The 23,823-nt window shown below is 56.5% G+C and carries 25 protein-coding genes; all 25 read right to left on the bottom strand.

Annotated features, from left to right (window positions below):
• Window positions 1-424 (bottom strand): ABC transporter permease (locus SMC1_RS05965; RefSeq protein ID WP_413814607.1); only part of this gene is annotated, 424 nt, incomplete at its 3' end.
• 9 nt (window positions 425-433) lie between these two features.
• Window positions 434-1,420: an ABC transporter permease gene (locus SMC1_RS05970; protein WP_119085869.1), complete on the bottom strand. Its 987-nt coding sequence runs from the start codon at window positions 1,418-1,420 to the stop codon at window positions 434-436.
• A gap of 79 nt (window positions 1,421-1,499) precedes the next feature.
• On the bottom strand, window positions 1,500-1,910 hold the full coding sequence (locus SMC1_RS05975) for a hypothetical protein (RefSeq protein WP_119085870.1): 411 nt from the start codon (window positions 1,908-1,910) through the stop codon (window positions 1,500-1,502).
• 333 nt (window positions 1,911-2,243) lie between these two features.
• The gene (locus SMC1_RS05980; RefSeq protein ID WP_279386566.1) at window positions 2,244-2,948 is read right to left on the bottom strand and encodes a YggS family pyridoxal phosphate-dependent enzyme; all 705 of its coding nucleotides are present in this window, start codon (window positions 2,946-2,948) and stop codon (window positions 2,244-2,246) included.
• Window positions 2,949-2,956: 8 nt separating this feature from the next.
• A complete protein-coding gene (gene ftsZ, locus SMC1_RS05985; protein WP_119085872.1) occupies window positions 2,957-4,066 on the bottom strand; it encodes a cell division protein FtsZ in 1,110 nt (369 codons plus the stop codon).
• A gap of 28 nt (window positions 4,067-4,094) precedes the next feature.
• Window positions 4,095-5,327, bottom strand: a complete 1,233-nt coding sequence (ftsA, locus tag SMC1_RS05990) for a cell division protein FtsA (RefSeq protein WP_165849266.1) — start codon at window positions 5,325-5,327, stop codon at window positions 4,095-4,097.
• The gene (locus SMC1_RS05995) at window positions 5,327-5,668 is read right to left on the bottom strand and encodes a small basic family protein (protein WP_119085874.1); all 342 of its coding nucleotides are present in this window, start codon (window positions 5,666-5,668) and stop codon (window positions 5,327-5,329) included. Before SMC1_RS05995 ends, ftsA begins: the two co-directional genes overlap by 1 nt.
• Window positions 5,669-5,687: 19 nt before the next feature.
• Window positions 5,688-6,359, bottom strand: coding sequence for a DUF881 domain-containing protein (locus SMC1_RS06000; RefSeq protein WP_119085875.1), 672 nt, complete (start codon window positions 6,357-6,359; stop codon window positions 5,688-5,690).
• Complete coding sequence (locus SMC1_RS06005) at window positions 6,356-7,090, bottom strand: DUF881 domain-containing protein (RefSeq protein ID WP_119085876.1); 735 nt, start codon at window positions 7,088-7,090, stop codon at window positions 6,356-6,358. Before SMC1_RS06005 ends, SMC1_RS06000 begins: the two co-directional genes overlap by 4 nt.
• A complete protein-coding gene (locus tag SMC1_RS06010; RefSeq protein WP_119085877.1) occupies window positions 7,087-7,761 on the bottom strand; it encodes a cell division protein FtsQ/DivIB in 675 nt (224 codons plus the stop codon). The genes SMC1_RS06005 and SMC1_RS06010 overlap by 4 nt, the downstream gene beginning before the upstream one ends.
• Window positions 7,762-7,800: 39 nt before the next feature.
• A complete protein-coding gene (gene murB, locus SMC1_RS06015) occupies window positions 7,801-8,712 on the bottom strand; it encodes a UDP-N-acetylmuramate dehydrogenase (RefSeq protein ID WP_119085878.1) in 912 nt (303 codons plus the stop codon).
• Window positions 8,712-10,181 (bottom strand): UDP-N-acetylmuramate--L-alanine ligase, encoded by a 1,470-nt coding sequence (locus tag SMC1_RS06020; protein ID WP_119085879.1) that lies wholly within the window; start codon window positions 10,179-10,181, stop codon window positions 8,712-8,714. Before SMC1_RS06020 ends, murB begins: the two co-directional genes overlap by 1 nt.
• The gene (locus tag SMC1_RS06025; RefSeq protein ID WP_119085880.1) at window positions 10,174-11,241 is read right to left on the bottom strand and encodes a UDP-N-acetylglucosamine--N-acetylmuramyl-(pentapeptide) pyrophosphoryl-undecaprenol N-acetylglucosamine transferase; all 1,068 of its coding nucleotides are present in this window, start codon (window positions 11,239-11,241) and stop codon (window positions 10,174-10,176) included. Before SMC1_RS06025 ends, SMC1_RS06020 begins: the two co-directional genes overlap by 8 nt.
• Entirely contained in the window at window positions 11,241-12,329 is a 1,089-nt protein-coding gene (locus SMC1_RS06030) for an FtsW/RodA/SpoVE family cell cycle protein (RefSeq protein ID WP_119085881.1), read from the bottom strand. The genes SMC1_RS06025 and SMC1_RS06030 overlap by 1 nt, the downstream gene beginning before the upstream one ends.
• Window positions 12,326-13,705, bottom strand: a complete 1,380-nt coding sequence (gene murD / locus SMC1_RS06035; RefSeq protein ID WP_119085882.1) for a UDP-N-acetylmuramoyl-L-alanine--D-glutamate ligase — start codon at window positions 13,703-13,705, stop codon at window positions 12,326-12,328. The genes SMC1_RS06030 and murD overlap by 4 nt, the downstream gene beginning before the upstream one ends.
• 3 nt (window positions 13,706-13,708) lie before the next feature.
• The gene (mraY, locus tag SMC1_RS06040) at window positions 13,709-14,689 is read right to left on the bottom strand and encodes a phospho-N-acetylmuramoyl-pentapeptide-transferase (protein WP_119085883.1); all 981 of its coding nucleotides are present in this window, start codon (window positions 14,687-14,689) and stop codon (window positions 13,709-13,711) included.
• On the bottom strand, window positions 14,686-16,242 hold the full coding sequence (locus tag SMC1_RS06045; protein ID WP_119085884.1) for a UDP-N-acetylmuramoyl-L-alanyl-D-glutamate--2,6-diaminopimelate ligase: 1,557 nt from the start codon (window positions 16,240-16,242) through the stop codon (window positions 14,686-14,688). Before SMC1_RS06045 ends, mraY begins: the two co-directional genes overlap by 4 nt.
• Window positions 16,239-17,945 (bottom strand): peptidoglycan D,D-transpeptidase FtsI family protein, encoded by a 1,707-nt coding sequence (locus tag SMC1_RS06050; protein WP_119085885.1) that lies wholly within the window; start codon window positions 17,943-17,945, stop codon window positions 16,239-16,241. Before SMC1_RS06050 ends, SMC1_RS06045 begins: the two co-directional genes overlap by 4 nt.
• Before the next feature lie 33 nt (window positions 17,946-17,978).
• On the bottom strand, window positions 17,979-18,323 hold the full coding sequence (locus tag SMC1_RS06055) for a hypothetical protein (protein WP_119085886.1): 345 nt from the start codon (window positions 18,321-18,323) through the stop codon (window positions 17,979-17,981).
• A gap of 2 nt (window positions 18,324-18,325) precedes the next feature.
• Entirely contained in the window at window positions 18,326-19,228 is a 903-nt protein-coding gene (gene rsmH / locus SMC1_RS06060; protein ID WP_119085887.1) for a 16S rRNA (cytosine(1402)-N(4))-methyltransferase RsmH, read from the bottom strand.
• Complete coding sequence (gene mraZ, locus SMC1_RS06065; protein ID WP_119085888.1) at window positions 19,225-19,668, bottom strand: division/cell wall cluster transcriptional repressor MraZ; 444 nt, start codon at window positions 19,666-19,668, stop codon at window positions 19,225-19,227. Before mraZ ends, rsmH begins: the two co-directional genes overlap by 4 nt.
• 65 nt (window positions 19,669-19,733) lie before the next feature.
• The gene (gene mnmA, locus SMC1_RS06070) at window positions 19,734-20,768 is read right to left on the bottom strand and encodes a tRNA 2-thiouridine(34) synthase MnmA (RefSeq protein WP_119085889.1); all 1,035 of its coding nucleotides are present in this window, start codon (window positions 20,766-20,768) and stop codon (window positions 19,734-19,736) included.
• A gap of 96 nt (window positions 20,769-20,864) precedes the next feature.
• Window positions 20,865-21,602 carry a regulatory iron-sulfur-containing complex subunit RicT gene (gene ricT / locus SMC1_RS06075; protein WP_119085890.1) on the bottom strand — a complete coding sequence of 246 codons (738 nt, stop codon included), beginning with the start codon at window positions 21,600-21,602 and terminating at the stop codon, window positions 20,865-20,867.
• Window positions 21,595-22,521, bottom strand: a complete 927-nt coding sequence (locus SMC1_RS06080; protein WP_126855182.1) for a hypothetical protein — start codon at window positions 22,519-22,521, stop codon at window positions 21,595-21,597. Before SMC1_RS06080 ends, ricT begins: the two co-directional genes overlap by 8 nt.
• Before the next feature lie 190 nt (window positions 22,522-22,711).
• Window positions 22,712-23,803: a molecular chaperone DnaJ gene (dnaJ, locus tag SMC1_RS06085; RefSeq protein WP_119085892.1), complete on the bottom strand. Its 1,092-nt coding sequence runs from the start codon at window positions 23,801-23,803 to the stop codon at window positions 22,712-22,714.
• Between the last annotated feature and the right edge of the window lie 20 nt (window positions 23,804-23,823).

Consider the following 23,823-nt stretch of genomic DNA (forward strand, 5'->3'; position numbering starts at 1 on the left):
GCATGGCATCTGTGAACCGCATGAGGGTGTTGTCCGCCCAGCCGCCGTAGTAGCCTGCGACGAGGCCGACCACTGCGCCTAAAAGCGTGGACGTCATAGCCGAGAGGAATCCGATGAACAGAGAGATGCGCCCTCCGAAGAACATACGGGCAAGCACGTCACGACCATAGTCGTCTGTACCCATGGGGTGTGCATGAGAAGCAGGATTGAAGAGTCCATTTAGACCCTCGATCTGAGTATTTGGATCGATGCGCCAGATGAGGGGACCAACGAACACGAACAGCAGGATGAAAATTAGCATGAACGCACCGACCATGGCCAACTTGTGACGGGTCAGACGGTGAAACACCATGCCAACGTAGGTGTAGTCCTCAGAGGACTTCTTCTGGCCCTTCTTCTTAGCTTCGATAGCTTTTTCCGCCATGATGTCCTCCTAACTGTACTTGATACGCGGGTCAACCCACGCGTACACGATATCTGCCACCAGGTTGAACGCGATGACTAACACACTGGAGAGCATAAGGCCAATCATGGCCGTAGGATAGTCAGCCTTGGTTTCAGCCTGGATGATAAGGCTGCCCATTCCGGGAATGTTGAAGATCGTCTCCGTAATGGCTGCGCCTCCGACAATGCCAGGTACCGACAATGCTATCAACGTCACAATCGGGATCATTGCGTTGCGCAGAGCATGCTTGTAGATGACGGAACGCTCAGGTACACCCTTGGCACGGGCCGTACGGATATAGTCCTGGCGAATGACCTCGAGCATGGAGGACCGCATGTAACGCGCATAACCACCCAGCGAGAAGAAGGCCAGAACGATGACGGGCATCACAAGATACTGCGCCCGGTCCCCAAACTTCGCCCAGAACGGAGCTTCCTCCAGTCCCGGCGTGATGATCCCGCCCGCAGGCAGCAGCGGCATCCCGCTGGGTCGTTTCAGGACGACGCTGAAGAACATCATCATGAGCAGTCCAAACCAGAACGTCGGCATGGACATGCCCAGAAAGCTGATGACCGTGACGACGTAGTCCGTCACGGAGTACTGCTTCACAGCAGAAATGATACCAATTGGAAGAGCAATGGCAATAGACACCAGGAATTCGATCCCCATGAGCCGCACGGTCACAGGCAACGCTCTGGAGATGACGTCACGAGCCGTTGAGCCAGGGTACAGGAGAGAGGGCCCCCAGTCCCCACGAATGACGCCGCTGAACCACTTGAAGAACCTCAGGTACCAGGGAAGGTCGAACCCCCAGGCATGTTTCAGGCGCTGGATGTCGGCCTTCTTGATTCGCGGGTTCTCGATCAGAGCCGCGAATGGATTTGGCACGAGGGAGAAGATCCCAAACGACACGATCATGACGATCAGGATAAGCGGGATCATGCCCAGAACACGCCGGATTATGTAATCTCTCATGTTGGCGAAGACTCCTTTCGGCAGTCCCCCACGCCTCTCTGTAGAGGCATGGGAGCGGATGAATCGAAACTACAGGTCCTCAGACTCCATAGTCGAAGTATCGATAGATCTGGTCATCGTACCCATTCCCACCAATACCAGTACTGGATGTTTCAGTTGTTGTAGACAGTGGCGGAGAAGAAGTGGTCGTAGCTCTTGAGGCCCTTGCGAACTTCGTCGGGATAGACGAGCTGCTCAAGATACGTGCACGGAGGGTCCTCGCCCCAGATGTCTTGGAGGTGAACATGGACTGAATCAGGGTGACTCTACGTTCACGGAAGGTGGCGCCCTGCGAATACGGGATCTTCAGGACCGCTGGTGTACCATCGGGAAGGGTGCGCGGGGTCTTGTCGACCCTCCACTTCCAGCTGGCAGCGCATGCAGTAGCAACGGGGGCAAGCACCGCAGCCACGAGGACAACTGCCAAAACCAGACATAGAACTCTCTTCATCGCATGCTCCTTCCTAGAATGAGTGCAGAACATAAAGAACTCTTTTCGCATGCTCCGCGGTACGACACACATCCCTACGATATGACCGTTTATCTGCAGGCTGTAGCTCTATATCCAGACCCAGCGTCAGAGAAATCGAAGTAGGACAATCGCCCAACGTCACTGTCCGCCGAGCCGACTAGGTATTTACCCATCGTGATGTTATACCACGGTCGGCTGAGAGTGTCAATTGAACAACCTTCGAGACCTGTGGGCACGGGCTCCAGGAACAACGCAGTGCAGAATGCGGCCGCTGCCAGTCCAAATCCAAGAACTGCGCTCATGAACAATTGGTTACACCTGAGAAGGTGAACGGGGTCCAAAAATGCCCGTACCAACACGTATCATGTTAGAGCCGTGTTCGATCGCCAGTTCAAAGTCGTCGGACGTTCCCATGGACAACAATGTGACACGTGATGAACCCAGGTCGCTGGCGAGTTCGTGAAACAGCACGCTGACAGATTGATATATTGTCGCCCGTATTTGCATTGTTGCTTGTAGAGGAACTACTACCATTAGTCCGGAGATCTCATATAGCCAAGGAGCATCGGCGGCGGCAAGCTCACGAATCTGAGGCATAGTCAGCCCACCCTTCTGCGATTCTTCACCGGCATTCACCTCCAGCAAGAACGTACACGCCCTCTGTGCCCCGCGATCCTGCGTACCGTGCAGACGTTCGAGGAGTTCTGGGCCTGCCGAATCGACCGCGTCGAACACTCGAAGGATGGCGTTGTACTTGTTCGACTGGAGTCGACCGATGTACCGGACAGTCACCCCGCGACTCTCGCACAGAGCGAAGACGTCCTTGCGAATGGCTTCTTGCAGGTAGTTCTCACCGATTTCAGTCGCCCCTGCATCAATGGCTTCCAGAATCCGGGGAAGAGGCTGATTCTTCGTCACGCAGACAATATGCGGTTCGCCGGGCTGACCAGCCGCCCGGCGATACGACAAACAGGCTCGCTCGCGGATTTCCGCGAGCCGCTCAGCTATCGAGCCCACATTCGGCGCTAGAAGCCGCGAGGCGGCCCCTTGCGCAGTATGGCGGGGAGCTCGACTTCCTCGACCTTGAATTCCTTGAGAATCTTCTTCTCCTGCTCCGCTTCGGTCTTCTGAGGCTGCATCCCGGACGCCACCACCGTGATACGAATCTCATCGTTGGCCTCGCCAGACTCACCCAGTACTTCGTCGAAAGGATCGGCCAGACCGAAGATGATCTTGGCATCCTTTGATGCGCTCGACTGGATGGCCGTCGAGATGATATCCATCTCTTCCATGGAAATCTCGTGGCCAATGACGTTGTAGATAAGTCCGGTGGCGCCCTGCATCGAATACTCGAGAAGCTCGTAGTTGGTGGCGGCTCTGATGGCCTTTTCCGCACGTTCGTCACCCTTGCCGGTTCCCATGCCTATCCAGATACTGCCGTCCGCTCCACTGGGAAGCTCTCCAGAAGGAGTCGATGTCAGGACGTTTTTGAGATCGGCAAAATCGAGGTTGATGATGCCGGGTGTCCGGATGAGCTCGGTAATGCCCTGGACCGCCTTCTTCAGGACCTCATCCGCTTTGCGGAATGCATTGCTGATGGTAATCTTCCCTTCCTCCAGCTTGAACAATCGCTGGTTTGGAATGACGACCAATCCATCAACACTGTCACGAAGCTCCTTGATACCATCCGATGCGACCTTGGATCGCTGAGGGCCCTCAAAGTTGAACGGCTTGGTAACAATTGCAATGGTGAGGATGCCCAGTTCACGAGCCACTTTCGCCAGGACGGGAGAACCGCCCGTACCCGTGCCTCCGCCCATGCCGGCAGTTATGAACAGGAGAGAGGAGCCGGTAATTGCTTCTTTGAGCATCTCCCTGCTCTCTTCTGCTGCTTTTCTCCCGACCTCAGGGTCGGCGCCCGCGCCCATCCCTCGAGTAGTCTTTGCCCCAATCTGAATCTTGCTTTCTGCCCGACTGTATCGCAGAACCTGCGTGTCGGTGTTGACGCTCACGAAATCGACGCCGGAAGGAAAATCCCCCACCATCCGATTAACGGCATTGCCACCCCCACCGCCCACGCCGATCACCCTGATGCTTACATTCGAGCTTCCCCAGGGATCCAGTCGATCATCCATTGTGGATTTCCCTCCCCGTCAGTTTGTCTTAGTCGAACAGGTCAAGGCCCTTGAACAGGCCGCTCAGGCCTTTGAATGCGCGCTTCTTCTTCTGAACTCCGGCACCATCGCTGTGGATGCCGAGTTCGAGCAACCCGACTGAAGTCGAGAAGCTGGGATTCTTGAACGAGCTGAAAACAACGTCGTCGACTGTCGGCTGTCCCACTCGGGCTCGAAGTCCGCTGATCTCAGAGAACTTGTCCGTGATGTGAGACGCCATGGCCGTCCCTCCAGTCAAGACGAGGCCGGCCGGAAGCATGTTGTTGTAGCTGGAGTGCACCAGTTCCAGCTTCACGGCTTCAGCTATTTCTTCAATGCGAGACGTCACGACATCGCTGATATATGACTTCGTTGTCGCAAGAACACCATCACCCGATGCTGTCGAATAACTCACCTGGCTGTCCTGGAAGTCCTTTCCCCTGCTCGCATCCACCGAACCGTACGCCACCTTGAGCTCTTCAGCAACATTCAGGCTTGTCTTCAACATCATAGCAAGATCCATCGTCACATGGCGGCCACCTATGGGCAGAACGGCAACATAGCTGAGACTGCCTCCTGTGAAGACAGCTAGGTCTGTCGTGTCTCCTCCGATGTCGACACATGCGACACCAATTTCCTTCTCTTCTGATGAGAGGACGGCATTAGCTGAAGCCAGACCTTCGAGCACAAGCCTGTCCACCTTGAGACCGGACTCTGTCACACAGCGACGAAGATTGTCCAGAATCGTCGACTGTCCGGTGACGATGAACGCCTCGAACTCAAGACGGATACCCGACATTCTCAACGGGTCCTTGATGCCTTCCTGACCATCCACGAGGTACTGGCGCGGGATCACATGGATAATCTCCTGATTTGGTCCCAGCAGGACAGCCCTGGCAGACTCCCACACGCGATCCACATCGTCCTTCTGTATCTCGCGCCCCGGCCGGGATATTGCCACAAGGCCACGGTTCACCAATCCAGTGATATGAGTACCGCCGACGTTTACGATCACCGACGAGACGGAGTAGCTGCTCATCCGTTCTGCCTCGTCGCGTGCCGTCTGGATAGCCTGCGTCACACCTTCCATGTCGACGACCACTCCACGCTTCAAGCTGCTGCACGGAGCCGTACCGACCCCAAGAATAGAGTCGAGGCTGTCTCCTGTCGCCGAAGCTATCAACATCTTGACACGGGTACTTCCAATATCAAGTACGCTGACGATTCTTTCCTGGCCAGCCATCATGCCTCCTTCTTCAAGAGAACGCGCCGGATGATTGCGATATTCTGGTACATTCTGCTTCCAAACACAACAACTGCCGCAAGGTAAAGATCGATGCCCAGCTGATCACCGAGATACCCCAGCAGCGCTGCAACAAGACTGTTGATTAGGAAACCCGAAAAGAATACTGTCGCGTCGAAGGTGTCCTTCAGATAACCCTTGATGCCGCCGAGAATGGAATCCATACCAGCTAGAAGGGCCAACCCCACGTATTTGGAATAGACGGCGGGGATGTGCACGGGACGAAGAATCCCGATGACGATACCAAGTACGAGTCCGCACACCGTTACGAAGCCAACCATAGATATCCGTCTTCCTCCCCTAGTCACTGATTCTAAGCAGGTTGACTTTTTGAACTATAGCACCAATGCGCCTCAGGTTCAACAAGTCAAGCACGCCTCCAGGAATCTGCAGCCCCTTGGCCATATTCTCTGTATCGCCGATCGCGTCTATGACCAGAGGCATCTGCGTCACCTTTCCACCCACGCGAACGTTGAGACCCGCCCTGTATACGGAACTCGAGTCAGTCAGGTGTATGCCATTCAACGATATGACTTCGGCTCCCGATGCCCAGAGATCATTCAGAAGGAGGAGCAGATCCTCATCGGCCAGCATGGATGGCGAGACCCCTGATGATTGCTCTCGTATCGTAATCCGGATGCCAGGACCCGCGAGTGGGACGGTGCCGGTTCGCTGTCTCAACACGGTGGCTTCGTGCTGCAACTGACTCACTTGCGCGGCCGTGTCATCAGAAGAACGAAGGTACTGCGTGACTTTCTGCGACACGTCGGTCTCCTCGACGAGGAGGTCCTGTTTGCGCTGCTGGAGGTCTTTGATGACACGAATAAGATCCTTTGGGTCCTCATTCTGATAGGTCTGCTTCATCTCGCGGACGACGCGTGCCTGCCCGGGGAGCAAGAACCCAACGAAGAAACTGATGAGAGCAAAAATCAGCGCTGTCGACTGCCATGGCGACCGCCAAGTCCGCTTCATTTCGCACTCACTGCGTACTTGAACGCAGCATTGTCTAGCGACGCCGGGACAGTCACAGACGTTTTCTTCTCAAGTGAGCACGTAATCTCAAACTGATCGCGGTACATCTCCAGCACCCGGAAGAAAACGTCTTGAGAAATGCTGTCGGCGAGCATCTCGGGGTTCCCCAGAGCAGTGATAACGTACGGTGGCGACATCCTGCTCGAATTCACGAGGATGATGGGGCCAGCACAAACGATAGGGCTGTTTCCAAGAACGCGCTGGTCGTTGACGGCAATCGCCGTGGCGCCATATCTCCGCATGAGATTCACGATGCTACGGAGGTAACCGTCGTGGATGACGAAGTAGTTCGGATCATCGGAGAGTGTCGGCGTACGCGAACTATCGCTCAATGTTACGACGACACCAGGACCTGTCGCCTCTGCAAGCCCCGCTTTTCCTCTCAGCTCTCCCAGCTGCTGCGTCAGAACGCGCACCTCGTCGCTCGTGGCAGCACCCTTGCTCTCAAGCTCTGCCAGCTGTCCCCGAAGATCGACAATCTGCTGAGCGGCAGCATTATTCTCATTTTCGAGTCCCTTCATGATTTCGACCAACTCGACATTCTGGGCAGGAACGACGTAGGCCTTGTTCGCTGTAGGCTCGAACTGGACAGCCAGAAGGTATCCGAATCCGACAACCATGACAAACAGCGCGGCGAGGAAAACGCCCCCGTTTCTTCCACGTGTGATCATGGGGCCCCCGGAATGACGGCCTGGCCGTCGAACCGCAGGTCGATGGTTACTTTCTTCCCCTTGAATGCAGGCATCCCAAGAACCGCAATCCCCCGTTCGATCTTTGAAGCACCGTTCGCGCTGTCACCAAAGATAAGCGTCTTACCGTCTTTCAACCGTACGGAAAGTCCCATCGACGAGGACAGTGACATGCCCATGATTGCCAGCTGGTCCCGATGCTGCATCAACTGGCAGCACAGCGGCGCGTACTCGAGTGAGGCGGACAGAAAAGCCGGGGGTGCAGATGGGAATCCGCTTACGTCAACCACATTCCAGGACTTCGATGCCTTTGTTATGGTGTAGGCTGTCCCCGTCTGCAGGAACACGGCAGCCAGCTTCCTCCCCTGCCTGATCACCACGTCGGGGTCAGTAATGTCCACACCGACAGTCGCATTCCAAGGTCGCTCTCGCTTGATCGTCACGTCAGAAACGGGGAGTCCCTCCAGCCTGTCGATGACCGAAGCCCTGTTGAGGAGTATGAGAAGACCCTGAGACCGACTACGCCAGACCTGGTCCACGACTGGAGCTTCCCAGGAGTCTGCATGTACGAGTACGCGAGCGGCCGGTACCGTGAACCAGTAGACCACCAATACAGCCAAAGCGACCAGACCCATCCGCCACAGTAGCTTCATGAACGGAGGAACTCATCTTTGATGCCCACGCGCTGCCTCCTAGGAGAAGTCACCGAGCAGCCTGATCTCGGGCGAAAGGCGCACGTTGAAGCGTGCATAGACTCTCTGTACGACAATGTCCATAAGGCGCGTGACATCAAATGCGGTCGCCCCTCCCAGATTGACGATGAAGTTCGCATGCTTGCCCGACACCTGCGCCTGCCCCACCTGGAGACCCTTGCACCCGGCTTCCTCTATCAACTTGCCGGCATACGTCGTTGGGGGATTCGTGAAGATACTTCCCGCATTCGGATGTTCCCACGATTGTTTGGCATGCTTCTCGGATCGGATACGTGCAGCTGTCGAGCGGATTGTTGCTCCGTCACCAGCCTCAAGATCAAATGCAGCGCCCAGAATGATCGCCCCGCTCTCCTGAAACTCGCTATAGCGGTAGTCAAAATCAACATCTTCATGCTTCTTCATGACATACTCGAGGTTGGGATCCAGAACTTCCACATACGCCAGGTGAGTGCTTATGGCCTGAGAGAACGAACCCGCGTTCATGAAGATGGCCCCTCCAACAGTACCGGGTATGCTGACAAGATACTCCAATCCAGACAGGTCCTGACTCATAGCGAAGTCCAGGAGCGAGGACAGTGGCATCGGGGCACGAGCAAGCACCAGTCCTTTCTCCATCACTGGCTGAAGCGAGGTCTCCATGAGTCTCACGACTAGACCTTCGACACCACGATCGGAGACAAGGACATTCGTTCCGTTGCCGATAACCGTCGTTGGCATCTTGAAAGCTCTGGCAGCGCGCAGCGCGCAAACCAGGTCCTCCTCACCACATGGCGTGTAGAGGTACTCGGCCGGACCACCGATATGAAACGACGTATAAGACGAGAGCGGTTCCTTCGTCAGGACCCGTTGCTCGACGCGACGTCCGAACTTGTCTATGACCGAATCCACCATCAGTCGTTCTCCTGTTGTATGCGTCCCTCGAGGGACGCAGCAGTCTCACATTGTACCGTATTGTCGCTCGTCAGCAAGCCACAAAACCGCAGACCAAGCTTGTTCACGTCACCAGGGCCCATAAACAGCACGACGTCACCTGGGGTGACCGACACCCGTAAGACGTCAAGCATCTGGTCCACGGGCATCTGGGGTACCAATGAACCACCGACTGCCGTCTTCACGCTCTCTCGAAGCATCCCGTTTAGCTCTTCCGGACGCTCCGCTGTCTCTCCAGCCGGGAAGATGTCGAGCAGCACGATCCGCGAAACTCCAGCCAGTGCCGGTCCATACTCCTCGAGACACATGCTCACTCGGGAGAAACGGTGCGGCTGGAGCACGAGGGTAAGTGGTCTTCCGGGATACCGAACCGAGACAGCCTGCAGGGTCGCTCTGATCTCCGTGGGGTGGTCGGCATGGTCAGTGAGGACGACCGTTCCGTCATGGTCTGTCAGGACCTGCATCCGCCGCTCCATTCCCGGAAAACCTTCCAGAATAGGGAGTGTGTCTGCAAAGGGGAGCCCTACTGCCTCGCACGCCAGGCAAGCGGCAACAGCGTTGAGATAGCTCTTCTCGTCTCCTCGTTCCATGACAAATGACTGCTCCACACCTTCTCTTGCAACTATTGCGGTGTTGCTGCGGGCATGGTAGCGCATCTGCACCTGATTTGACGCCTCCTGACCGTACAGGACGTGCCGCGCCAGAGCCTGCACGATCCTGGCCACTTCCCCGTCGTCGCCACAGCCAACGATCAGGCCGCCTCGCTCAGCGCATTGCTGGGAAAACTGGGCGAATGCGCCGACAAGGTTGGAGAACTTGTCTCCATAAGCCCCCAAGTGGTCGCTATCGATGTTCGTTACTACAGCTACGTCTGGATGGAACTTCAGGAACGAGCCGTCCGATTCATCAGTCTCCAGGACCATGATCGGGCGTCCATGAATCTGCCTTCGCTGTGTCCCTTCAGGGGGGAAGGCTCCATCAAATCCGGCAATATGGCCTCCAACGCAGATGGTTGGAGCAAAGCCCTGTCTTGCCAGCACGTATCCAATCATTCCAGACGTCGTGGTCTTGCCGTGCGTGCCAGAAACGGCTATCAGGAAATACTCTGATGCGACGGCAGACAGGACGTCTGTTCGGTGGAGAACGCCCGCTCTGATCCCCCCTGCAGCCATGAGCACCACATTGTCCGGGCGAATTGCCGACGACCGTACCAGAACTTCGTCATGACGAAGTGCACCAGATGCTTCAGCTTCGGACATCACCCGGATACCCAGCGAGGTCAACCGTTCAGCCTCGGGACCGTCATTCGCGATGTCTGAACCCCGCACATCCATTCCGATGCTGTGCAGCAACATAGCCAGCGAACTCATCCCGGCGCCACAGATGCCAACAAGAAAAAAAGGCCTTCCAGGTTGCAGGAGTTCAGTCATGTGAGCACTCCTCTTCGATGGTGCGCATTATGGCGTCCCCAGCATCACTTCCAAAGATGCTGGAAGCAGGAAGGGCCGGGCCTGCTTCATCATCCAGCGCCTTCTCTACAATGGACAGGTACCTGTCGAACAGCAGTGACTGCTGCTCAATGCGTATACCGAGGCCAAGGCTCTCAAGATATGCCGCGTTCTTGGACTGATGCCAGCCAACGGCGAAGGGATAGGGGATGACGACGGCATAGATGCCTCCGACAGCAAGCTCCGTAAGTGCAAGTGCACCGCCTCTCGTCACCGCTACGCGAGCGTGCTCATACAGTCGCTCCATATGCTCCTCATAGGAGACGACGACAGGATTGACATGCCGCAGAGACAGCTCGTCCACTGCATCACGAATCCTCGCATAGTCATCAGTTCCAGTCACCACGGTGACTGGAACTTCGCGGCCTCTGCTGTCCAGCTCCCGGATTGTCCGCAGGAACAGGTTGTTGACGAAGCTAGCCCCGCCACTACCCCCGATAAACAGCAGCCCCGGGCGAAGAGGTCTGCTGAGCCGGCACTCCGTCAGTGCCGTGTAAACCTTGCGTCGCAAAGGGTTTCCAGTGACGGTGAACCGTGAACCGGAGACCCCTTCAACAGGAAAACCCAGGAACACGTGCCGCGCACGACGGGAGAACAGTCGATTTGCCCTCCCCATGACGGTATTCTGTTCCAGAAGGTATATGGGAACTCCGCTCATCTGCGCAGCCACGATTCCTGGTACCGATACGTATCCGCCGGTACCAACGAAAGCATCCACATGGGCGTCCGTCATAACATGGCGGGCCGCCCTCACTCCGCCTCGAGTTGCATGTGCAAGGCGCCACAATGATCTGGGTGTATACAGAAGTGGGGCAGAACAGACAGTTCTGACGTCAAGCCCCTGAGAGAGGAAAACGCGTTCCTCCATGCTGCCGGCTCGCGCCAGCATGGTGACGGTTCCCCTGTCCAACAGGCGTTCAGCAATTGCGACTGCGGGGTAGATATGTCCCCCTGTTCCTCCTCCAGCAACAACGTAATGCATCAGGCGGCCTCCGGACTCCGGAAAATAGCTCCCGCGATGCCAAGCGCGGCCATCTCGAAGACGATGTGATTGCCTCCCTGACTAAAGAAAGGCAGCGGAACTCCCGTCGTAGGAAGTAGTCCGACAACGACACCAATGTTGACAAACGCCTGCACGGCGAGGAATATGCCCAGCCCCATGACATACACTCGGGCAAACGGCTCAGAAGACCTCGAGGCAAGCCTGAACAGGTCGAAGACGATCCACAGATAAATGCCCAGCACGATGGTCACGCCGATAAGCCCGAACTCTTCCGAGAATATGGCGAAAACAAAGTCATTTTCCTGGGCCGGGAAGTGGACGAATTTCTGGACGCTCCGCATGAAACCCCGCCCCAGCACTCCGCCCCTCGCGACAGCGAACATGGAGTTCACCAGCTGGTAGGCGACGCCTTTCGCCTTGTCGGCTGCCAGCGGGTTGATGAACGAGGTCATCCTGACTTTCCAGGAAGCTTTCACGTTCACCGCAATCAGAGCCAGCGCGCCCAAGGCAGCCGTTCGGCTGATCCAGTAGCCTAGCGGAGCACCGACGGCCAGCAGGATAGCGATTGAGGACCCAGCAATGACGAAGGCCGTCCCGAAGTCGGGTTCCAGTGCGACCAGGCCCGTGAACCCCAGCACGAATAGCAGAAACGTGCGGTAGTATCGATGGTCATACTCGTTTAGGTACTTGCCGCTGAAGAGCTTGGCGGCGAGAAGAGGCACCACCAGGACAACTGCCTGAGATGGCTGCAAGCCAATAGAACTCGTTCCGATCCACCGGATGGAACCATTGACGCTCCTGCCGATGCCGGGAATGAGAACAGCAACCAGCAACGCTCCTAGACCATACGTCAGGAATTCCGAAATGTCTGCCCAGCGCATATACTTAAACCGCGAGCAGAACCAGTAGGCGAAGACTCCGACACCGACGATAATCGCCTGCTTGACAACACTCGCAGTAACAGCCACCAATTGACCTTGCGCAGCGCTGAGACTGACGGCGATGCTATAGTTCTGCAGTACCCCCAGGCAGAGCAGTATGGCGACCAGAACCAGTATACGCCTCACCGCGTGACAACGCCCCGACGACCCTGCACGATCTCCCTGAACCGGTTGCCGCGCTGCTCAAAATCCCTGAACATGTCGAAACTGGCACAAGCAGGAGACAGAAGTAGCGTACCACCTGCAGAAAGAATGTGTACTCCATTGCTGACAGCGTCCTCAAGCGATTTGACGCGGGCAATCGCCTTCATGCCGGCCTTCCGCAGCGAATCCTCAATAGCCGGGGCGGTCGCGCCCATCACGATTGCTGACACCAGATTTCTGTCTTCGGTCAGATGTCGCGCCATCTTGTCGAATGAGACGCTCTTTGAACTGCCGCCCAGAATGACTACATATGGTCCAGTCATGGCATCAGCGGCCGTCATGACCGATTCTGGGGTCGTTGCCTTGGAGTCGTTGACAAACGTCACGCCACCCGCTGTTCCGACGTACTCCAGTCGGTGCGGCAGCCCGTTGAAGCCCCCCACAGCCCTGCGAATGGCATCTGGGGAGATGCCGTACAGAAAGGCCGCCAGAGCTGCGCTCATGGCATTCGCTACATTGTGTCGCCCCCGGATGCGCAGGTCTGTCTCTCTGAACAGCTCCACCATGCGTGTCATGTCTTTGAAAACGATAGCACCATTGACAACATGCGCGCCGGAGAACACGCCGTCACCCAGTCCGAAATAGAAAGTGGAAGGACTCAGCATTGGGCCAAGTGCTCTCAGCGCGGGGTCATCCCAGTTGAGCACAACGGCGTCATCCGCCATCATGTTCTCGAACAAGCGCTTCTTCGTGGCGAAGTACCGTTCCATGGTACCGTAGCGGTCAAGATGATTCGGAACCAGGTTCGAGAAAATGGCCACTCTGGGATGGAACGTATGAACTGTCTCGAGCTGGAAACAACTGACCTCAAGAACCGCCGGTCCTGCCATCGGGTGTTCCACCAGGAGCTGCGACACTGGAATGCCCAGGTTGCCCCCTGTCACTGCATCGGGATACTCCTCAGCAACAATTTCTCCGAGAAGAGCCGTGGTCGTACTCTTGCCATTGCTGCCAGTCACCGCAAGCACTGAGAGACCGGCATACGCGGCAATCTCTGTCTCACCGACGATGAGTTTGCCCATTCGCGCAGCAGCCAGGACAATCGGAGCCTCGGGTAGGACACCGGGCGAGACGATGACAACGTCGTAGGCGGCCATGATGCTCGCAGTGTTCTGTCCAAATTCAAAGGGAATTCCCACCAGCTGCAGCAGTCGGACGGCATGCTCGAACTCCTCGTCAGCGCTTCGCTGCTTGAATTCCGATACGAAAACGTCCACTCCATGGTCATGCAGGTACAGGGCCGCGTACAATCCACTTGGCAATGCTCCGACGACGAATGCAGAATTGAAAGGGATCACTGGTTATCTCCACGTCATCGTCAATGCCCCGGCAATGACAAACAGGATACTCACGACAAAGAACCGGTCGACGATCTTTGGCTCGGCCCATCCGAGCTTCTCGAAATGATGGTGTATCGGAGCCATAAGGAATACCCTCGTTCTGCGACCAGAGGCTTTGAAGACAAGCACCTGGATCATCACGCTTATCGCCTCTCCCAGAAACAGTCCTCCCAGCAGGATCGACGACAACTGGTTCCCGGAGGCAAACGCCCACGCGACGAAGATGGAGCCAAGCGCAAGCGATCCCGTATCTCCCATGAACACCGATGCTTTTGTGCCGTTGAACCATAGAAATGAGATGGCAAATGCAGCAGCTGCCAAAGGAAGTATGCCGGCCAGTCCTGATGGATGCAGAAGCGAGGCTATTCCGGCCACAGCAAATGTGGGAAGACTCGTCTTGGCGAGCAGGCCATCAAGGCCGTCCGTCAGGTTGAATGCATTCACCATGCCGACCGCGTACAACGTGGCAACAACGTAGAAGGCCCAGCCGCCAAGAAGAACTGCACCACTCGCCAGATGAAGGGTCGAAATGATCGATGGGTACGCCAGATAGAAAAAGAGCCCAGCCGCCCCTGTCTGGATCAGGAGTTTCTGGTAGCCAAGCAGTCCGTCATTTCTGTGTTTGAACTCTTTGGTCCAGTCGTCCAAAAAACCGGAAAGGAGACTGACGGCTACGAAGACCAGTGTGGCGACGTCAAGCCCTGTCAAGTCTCTTCGCCCCATCACGAAGAGATAGACTGCCACGGCTCCGGCAATGTTGAGAACCAGCATCAGACCGCCCCCCGTCGGCGTACCCGCTTTGGACTTGTGAGAAGCAGGCCCTTCGTCCCGTATCAACTGCGTAAACCGTATCCTGCGCAGCCACGCAATAAGGAGAGGGAAAAGAGCCAGGTCCACAAGGACAAGAACGAGAACCAGCAACATGGCAGACCTCGCGGTCATCGCTGTCCCTCCTGCGACTGCGGACCATCGGCGCCACAAACATAGCCGTGATCGCGCAACGCGAGGCGCGCTTCTTCCCGGTCATCGAAGACGACATCCTCGTGTTCATAGTACATTACCGTCTCATGCCCACGACCGAGAACCAGGACCATGTCGCCGGGCCTGGCCACAGCAATGGCACTTCGAATTGCCTGCCTTCTGTCTTCGATGACTGTAAAATGGTCGGTGGTGAACCCGTCTTCGATGTCGTGAACGGCAACCGACGCGTCTTCATGACGAGGGTCCTCCACGGTCACGAAAGACCAGCGGCAGGCCTCCTCTGCGAGGCGGGCCATAATCGGCCGCTTCTCGCGGTCATCAGCACCGACAGAGCCAAACACGGCCAGCAGGTCCCCCCGCACAGTAGGCCGCACGGCGCTGAACAGTGCCGAGAATTCCTCTGGCGTATGGGCATAGTCCACGACGACCTCGAACGGCTGTCCACAGTCAATCCGCTCATAGCGCCCGGGGACGTACAATGGGGCAGTGAGAGACTGCACGGCCACGCCCAGGTCGCAGGTCGGTTCAATGGCGTTGACCGAACTGATCGCCGCCAGACAGTTGGATGCCTGGAACGCCGGCCCGATCGAAAGCTCCACGTCAAACGTGGCTCCGTCGCGGGCAAGGACCTGAAACGTGGTTCTTCCCATTGTGGACACGACGTGGTCACCACGCAGGTCAGCTGCTCGCTCCAGGGAGAACGTCCTGACCTGAGAGCGCCCGGCCGCGTCCCTGAAGGAAGCGAACGAAGGATCGTCAGTATTGAGAACGGCTACAGAGTTCTCATCAAGTGACGTGAACAGGCGCAGCTTGGCCGCCAGATATGCATCCATCGTGCCATGATATCCCATGTGATCCTGCGAGAAATTCGTGAAAACCCCGCAATCAAAGCGCATACCATGAACTCTGTCGAAAGCGAGCGCAAACGAGGAAACCTCGAGCACGGCAACCTGTGCCCCCTGGTGAACGGCATGGTCCAGGTACCAGTTGAGCGCAAAGGCCTCCGGCGTTGTGGCGGGCAGAGCGTCAGGAGGAAAGAACTCGCCATCAGGCATGACATAGCCTGTGGTCCCAATCATGACGCACGCAATGTCAAGTCCCTGCAGGAGACGACGAATCATGTATGCTGTGCTCGTCTTGCCGCTCGTTCCAGTAATGCCGATCATCTTCATGCGACGAGCAGGAAAGTTGAAAAAGGCCTGCGAGACCAGACTCAGGAACTCACGGCAGCTCGAGACGACGACAACCGGCACATCCTGAACCTCAGGATGCTCAGTCTCAGCGACGACGCAGGCCGCCCCAGCACAAAGAGCGCTGGCGATGTAGGACGCTCCGTCCAGCCTGGTTCCAGAGATGGCGACGAACATGGCTCCCGGCCCGCATTCACGCGAATCAGGCGTGACCAGGCTGATCATTGTCCTCTGGCCAAGCGAGGAACGCTTGGGATCCCAGGACCCAGGAGGCAGCTTATGGAGGAGCTCAGCAAGCTCCCGTTCTTCAACGGCGAATTTCATGGTTTTAACCTCAGATACTGTATCAGTTGCAGTGCAATCTTCTTGAAGGTCGGCCCTGCCACAAGAAATGATGTGCGCGCTCCTTTTCGAGTCTCATGGATGCTGAGGAACACGACGACCCTGGGATCGTTCGCAGTCAGGATTCCAGCGAAGCTGAATACGTACGATCCATCATTCAGATAGCCTCCTCCGGGAGCGGCGATCTGAGCAGTGCCAGTCTTTCCGGCAACTTCGTAGCCGGGGATATACGCACTAAAAACGCCGACATCTTTCTGCACGACTCCATGGAGGCCCTCGAGAACGGCCTTAGCCGTCTCAGGCTTGAACAGCTGACCGACGACCCCAGGCGTATCTGTGCGCTGACTCGCCCCTGAAGCGTCGACGATGTGATCGACCACGTAGGGTCGCTGCATGAGGCCTCCGTTGGCTATCGTGGCATAGAAGTTCGCCATCTGGATCGCCGTCACCGCCACACCCTGGCCAAATCCCATGGTAGGAAGTGTTGTCTTTGACCAGAGAGACGTCGGAAGGAGGATGCCAGCCTCCTCTCCAGGCAGATCGATGCCCGTCGGTTTGCCAAAACCGTACCGGCTCAGGCAGTCGTAGAAGCGCGTAGCTCCTATCTTCATGCTCAACTGGCAAAACGCCACGTTGGAGGAGTGCTGCAGCATTGCGTAAAGGTTCATGGTCCCGTATGGATAGAGATCGTGAATGACCGTGTCGAAAACTTTGAGACTACCTCCGCTGTAGAACGTGCTCTGCAGCGTAATCGTACCCGTCTCAAGACCAGCAACCGATGTCGCTGCCTTGAACACAGAACCAGGCTCGTAGTTGGCACTGATTGCCTTCTCCGAGAGAGAGTTCATCGAAGCATCCTGCCAGTGTTCGGGATCAACGCTTGGCACATCGACCATCGCAAGGACTGCATCGGTCTTTGGATCCAGGATCGTGCATGTAGCCCGCTTGCCATCGTATGTCTTGAGGGTGTCCATGAGAGCCTGCTGCGCGAAATACTGGATGTTCGAGTCGATCGTCAGCACGATGTTCTTGCCCGGTATAGGTTCGAGAACGTCCTCTGTGACGGCGGGCTCACCGGGGTTCGACCCGGAGACCCTGTAGGTATGCCGCCCATCCCTACCTCCAAGTTCCTTGTCGTATTGGAATTCAATTCCCGACAGACCCTGGTTGTCCGAGCCCGTGATGCCGACCACCGAAGACACGAGAGCTCCCAGCGGATAGACCCGGCGATAGCCTTTGTCCAGCACGATTCCTGGTACATCGAGTCGGCTCAGTGCGTCGTATTCCACAACGCCTACCTGCTTCTTCAGGTAAATGAAGCTTGCTGAAGCGCTGCGTATCTGCTTCTCCAGCTGTGTCACGGATGCCTTGAGAACGGGAGCAATGCTGGCTGCAGTCAAGTGAGGGTCTTTGACTTCCTTCATGTACAGGCCCAGGGACCACGTCGCCACATCCTGCGCCAGTACGCGCCCTGTCGAATCCTGGATCATTCCCCGCTTTGCTTTGATAGGAATGGAGTCGGTCTCAAGCTGCTGGTTGGCCATGTTCACGAGCGTAGTGCGGGCCAGTACTTGCAGATAGACGAACCGTGCCTCAATTCCTAGCACTGCAACCAGGAACACTATGAAAACGACGACGAGACGTCGTCTGAACAGGTCATTAAAAGACGCAACGCCTCTCTTCATCAATTCCGTATGGTCTTGACGCAGGTATTCCCGCTAATGAAGACTGTCTAGTGTGCCAATCACCGCCGTGTTGTTGGCTGCCATACCCATAGCGCCCGCGGCAGCTCGCACCCGATCGGGTGACATGAGCTTTGTGTCGCGCTCGAGCAGCGATTCCTGCTGCTGAAGCTGTGCCTGAATAGCCGTTCTGTTCAACTCGACCTGACGCTCCAAGAAAAGAGTTGTGCTGTACACATAGCCATAGGCGCACAGCAGACCCACGATCGTCACACCCAGAACAATGTACCGACGTGCAGCGATTCTTGCTGCGGCCGAGACGCGAACTGTCGCCGCAGGGCGGCGGACTGTTGTGTAGTTACCTCTGACTGCAATACTCATAACTATACCCTTTCCAGCACGCGCAATTTGGCACTGCGAGAGCGTCTGTTCGTCGCAACTTCTGAGTCCATAGGCCGAATGACCTTCTTGTTGACTAGACGAAATCCTGGCTCCCCCGAGACCGGATTCTCGCAGAGAGCCAGGTAGCTTCTCTTCACAATTCTATCTTCGAGCGAATGGTAACTGATGACCAGGAGTCTTCCATTCAGATTCAAGAGCGATGCTGCGGACTTGAGACCATTGTCGAGAGCATTGAGCTCATCGTTGACATATATGCGCAGAGCTTGAAAAGACTTGGTAGCAGGATGTATGCGGGCGTGCCTGGTAGGGAAGACAGCGGCTACTGTCTCCGCCAATTCACTCGTCGTCTCGATCGGCGCTCGTTGCCGACGGCGCACGATCGCGCGAGCGACCTGACGCGACCTCCCCTCCTCGCCGTACTTCCACAAGATGTCGGCGATGTCTTCCTCTGGAAACGAGTTCACGATATTCCTTGCAGTGACCTTGAGATCATCGTCCAGTCGCATGTCCAGTGGTTGGTCGTGGCTGAACGAAAACCCCCTGCCTGTGCCCGTGAGTTGCTCTGAAGAAAAACCCAGATCCATCAGGATTCCGTCGAATCGTGTGTCCGGATAATCCTTCAACAACCGCGTCATGTCCCGAAAGTTCCCGCGGATGATAACCTTGCGGGCGGCAGTATCTTTCAGCCGCTCGCGGGCAATGGCAAGAACCGCTGCATCGACGTCCATCATGAAAAGCGTCCCTTCGCTAGAAAGTTGGCGCCCAACCTCATATGCGTGTCCGCCTTCCCCTGTCGTGCAATCAAGATAGGTTCCGTGTGGTCGAATCTGCAAGTATGTCGTGACCTCGTCCAAGAGGACCGGGGTATGTGCAAACTCACTCATCTGGCCTGCAAAGCTCCAATATTTTGTTCGAAAACCTTCTCCGCTTTAGACCGGTAGGTATCCCAGATATGAACGTCCCAGATCTCCAGGTGCGTCAAGGCACCGGCAAATACGACCTCTTTGTCAAGTGAAGCATACTCACGCAGGTGCTGAGGTATCGAAATACGACCAATTTTGTCGAGTTCAACCGTTGCAGCTCCGCTGAAAAGAATGCGGACGAAGGCCCGATTGTCGGATGAGACAGGGATGAGGTCACCATAGAACCGCTCAATGATAGAGGTCCACACTCTGTCATCAAACAGGTAAAGGCATCGATCCATGCCCTTGGTGAGAACGTAGGGAGAGCCGGTGTCGCACCGGTAGTGGGCAGGGAACATTGTTCGCCCCTTGTCGTCCACGGAGTAGCGGTATTCGCCGATGAAACACTTCTCCTTGTTCATGGCGTAAGTATACCACAATTTCCCACTTTTTACCACAATTCGTGCAGGAACGCCAAGAACAAGTTCTAGACTATCGTTCCGCCTCCAACTATACACCGACTGTCGTAGAAGACAACCGCTTGTCCCGGAGTGACTGCAAACAACGAATCGGCCAGATGAATGGAGACCTTATCCTCAGAAACCCTATCGATATAGCCTTTGACTGGCTTTGACCTGTATCGTGCCACGACGTCTGCGCTGAAGTGCAGTGACTTGCCGGTGGGAAGGTGCTGCCATTTCAGATCGATGGCTTCAAACGCATCTCTCATGCACGCACTCCGCTGCCCGACGACCAGCTGGTTCGTGGCGTTCCGCTTCTCTACAACGTAGAGCCGTGATGCGGAACTGATGCCGAGGCCCGACCGCTGGCCGACCGTATATGACGCCAGCCCCTGGTGCTTCCCGATGACGGTTCCATCCGTCAGGACAATATCTCCGGGCACACATGGCAAGCGACGACGGACCTCTTCGCCGATCAGACCTTCTACAAAACACAAATCCTGACTCTCGCGACTTGCCAAGAGATCAGGACTGAACCATCGCGAGGCCAGTGCCACTACGTCGCTCTTGACGCGCCCTGCGAGAGGGAAGAGGGCCCTCCGACGCTGCTCTGCCGAAAGTCGGTACAGGAAATACGATTGGTCCTTTGCCTCGTCCATGCCGCGGCAGATCTGGTCCCCATCCTCGCTGTGGACAATTCCCGCGTAGTGACCACTCGCGACAAAGTCGCCATGCAGCTCATCGGCTACATCAAGCAGCCCCTGCCACTTCACGTGTTCGTTGCAGAACACACAAGGATTTGGGGTGGCCCCTCCGGCTACCGCCTGCCAGAACGGCTGGACGACCTGGCAGTCGAAGGTGTCTTTCACATCGACATTGTGCCAGGCAATTCCAAGGTACTCGCACTGGGCCTTCGCCCGTCGCGTGGAGCCGATGTCACAGCAGGCACTGTGCTGAGAGAAGTGCAGGGTGACCCCGATGACATGTTCACCAAGCTCTTTCAGGAGCAATGCAGAGACAGCAGAGTCTACCCCTCCGCTCATTCCGACCACGACGCTCATGAACAGAATCCAACCACTAGATAGGCTCCTGGAATCGCAACAGCAACGGGCATCCTGGTTGCATTGCGGAATCCTCTGACATTCGAGCCATGTCCACTATTGGGTGGCTCCTTCCTTGGGTTTCTTCTTGACGTCAAGTCCTGACGCATCGGTGTACTCATAGGTCTCGTATCTGAGGCAGCACATCAGCTTGCCACAGACGCCCGTTATCTTGTTGGGGTTCAAGCTCAGGTTCTGCACCCGGGCGCACTTGAGACTGACCGGCTTGATCTCCTTGAGGAAACAGTTGCAGCATAGCTCTCGCCCACACATGCCGACCGTGGCAAAGAAACGGGTTTCATCGCGGGAGCCGATTTGCCACATCTGCACCTTGGCCTTCAGCGACCGGGATAGAGTGGACACAAGGGCCCGGAAGTCGACACGGGTCTCGGCGGTAAAATAGAACACATACTGTTTGCCCGAAAACGAAAGCTCACAGTTCACGAGGTGGATTGGAAGTCTGGTCGCCCGCACCTGCTCCTTGCACAGAATCACCGCTGCGTCTTGTTTTCGCTGATTCTCCTCAAGGCGCTCGACGTCAGTCGGAGCAAGTTTGCGGACGTACTTGAGGCTGCCCACAGCCCGCTTCTTGCCTGATGTATCGTGCCTTGGATAGCCGATGATGACGTACATCAACTCCTTGTCACTGCCAATTGCAAGAACCTCGTCACCAGGGAGCAAGGCGGCACTATCGCTGACTTCGACCATGTACGTCTGGTACGACTTGGCTGAGCGAGCGCTCAGATAACGTGGCGAGGAGCAACTCGCCGACAACATATACGTGGGATCATTCATGAGTGGTCATTCTCCTCAGTTCCAGCAGGACGTTTGTCAGGACAAGTTCAGGGTTCACGTTCTGTTCTATGTGCTTCAGGCGCTCCCCCAGATGGTCCAGAAAGAGCCCAACCCTGGATTCGTCCAGCACGAAGTTCACACGTGCCAGTTCAGGTTCGGTAGAGAGTGATATTCCTGCGAGAGGGGAAACCTTTCCCCTCGCCCGCAGAACACTGTTCATGAAAAGCGCGATCGTCTGCAAACCCGCCGTCGCGTTGTCTCGGAGGCTATTCTGACTGCTCATCCTGAGGAGGCGGCCGACGGTCTCGGAGAGGCTCACGTTCGCCTTCGCAAATTCCAGCAAGACTTCGAGACAGGCGTCCTCGCCAGTTGCAGAGGTCGCGTCCTGAAGATCCGCGGCCTCCTGAGTACTCCGCTCAACCTTCATGATCTGGACCCGCGATCGAATCGTGGGCAAAACGCGCCTGCTGTTCTGAGAGAGCAGAAGAAAAACATTGCCCGAAACCGGTTCTTCGATGGTCTTGAGAACCCGGTCAGCCGCAACATCTGTGAAAAAGTCCACTCCGCGGAAAACGCTCAGCTTGAGGCAGCCCGACGCGGTCTTGACCGACGCATACGAGATGAACTGGTCGACGGTATCTATCCTGAGGATGGCTGAGTCTCCAAAAATCCTGATGTTCGCCGAACCCCCTGCGTCCACCTGTCGGCACGACGGGCACGTGTCACAGAATTCTCCCGGGCCATGGTCGCCCCGGCAGTTGCCCGCCTTGGCAAGAGCTGCCGCCAACGCAAGCTTGGCGCCCTCGTCTCTTCCCACGAGAAGATATGCATGTGCTAGCCTGTTGGAAACAAGAGCGGCCTCGAGACATCGAGTAGCCGGACAGTCGCCGACTGCGTCACTCATCCGTTTCGCTGACACCGACTATGTCTCCCACATCGTTAATTCCGGCTCTGTCACGCTCGTCTCCGCCAGCCTGTCCACGTCTGCTCAGGACTGTCGACGTCAAGTATACACGCCACTCCCCGCCTGTGCAATGAGCGAATTCCGTGTCGACAACGAAGAAACGGCCGGGACTCTGTCGGCCCGTTTTGCATACGATTCAACGTGACTACTTCTCGATATCGGCAAGCTGCTTATACAGCTTCCGTTGCTCAGCCGTGAGAGTCTTGGGGACACCTATCTCGATACGAACGATGTAGTCCCCCCGACGTCGTTCTCCGACCGCCTGAGCTCCTTTGCCACGAATTCGTACCTCGGCACCATACTGGCTTCCGGCCGGTATTGTCACGGTCTCCGTTCCGCCTTCCACGAGAGGCACCGCGATGGTCGTCCCGAGCACTGCCTTAGCAGGCGACACCCGGACCGTGTGATACAGGGAACTTCCTTGTCGTTCAAACCGGGAATCATGCTGGACGGTTATGAAGAGGTACAGGTCGCCGGACTGACCGCCATGCTTGCCGGCATCTCCTTGTCCTGCGATACGTACTTTCATGCCACTGTCGACACCTGCAGGAATCGTCACCTCTATGGTCTTGTCGGCTTTCGTAACACCAGAACCCTTGCAGGCTGGGCATGGTGACTCTATGACCCTGCCTTCGCCGCGGCACGTGGGGCAGACCCCCGCAGTGACGACGCGCCCGAAAATGGTGTCTTGAACCTGACGGACCTCGCCCGCGCCGTTGCAGGTGGGGCACACCTTAGGAGACGTGCCTGAGGCTGCTCCAGTGCCGTGGCAGGTCGCACACGTATCGTACCGTCTGACTTGGATTTCTTTCTTGACACCGAAGACAGCCTGTTCCAGCGTAAGAGTCATGCTGACGCTGAGGTCCCGTCCGTGTGGGCTCTCCTCGGTCTGCTGACGACCAAACCCCCCCATGAAACTGCCAAAGAGGTCTCCGATGTCAAAACCCCCGAATGTCTCGCCGGAACCGCCGCCCTGAGGAGCCCAAGCCTGACCCGCACCAGGGAAACCAGTGGGGCCAGCCTTGCCATAGGCATCATACTGCTGTCGCTTCGCAGGATCGCTCAGCGTATCATACGCCTCATTGACGTCTGACATCTGCCTGGGTGCTTGGGAATCATCCTTGTGGAGATCGGGATGGTATTTTTTAACCAGTTCACGATAGGCCTTCTTGATGTCATCCTGGGAGGCCCCCCTGGGCACTCCCATGACATCATAGTAGTCTCGATCAGTTGCCACATCGACCTCCACTCAGGAAT

This window comes from Candidatus Cryosericum septentrionale (assembly GCF_003570995.1).
Lineage (GTDB): Bacteria > Caldisericota > Caldisericia > Cryosericales > Cryosericaceae > Cryosericum > Cryosericum septentrionale.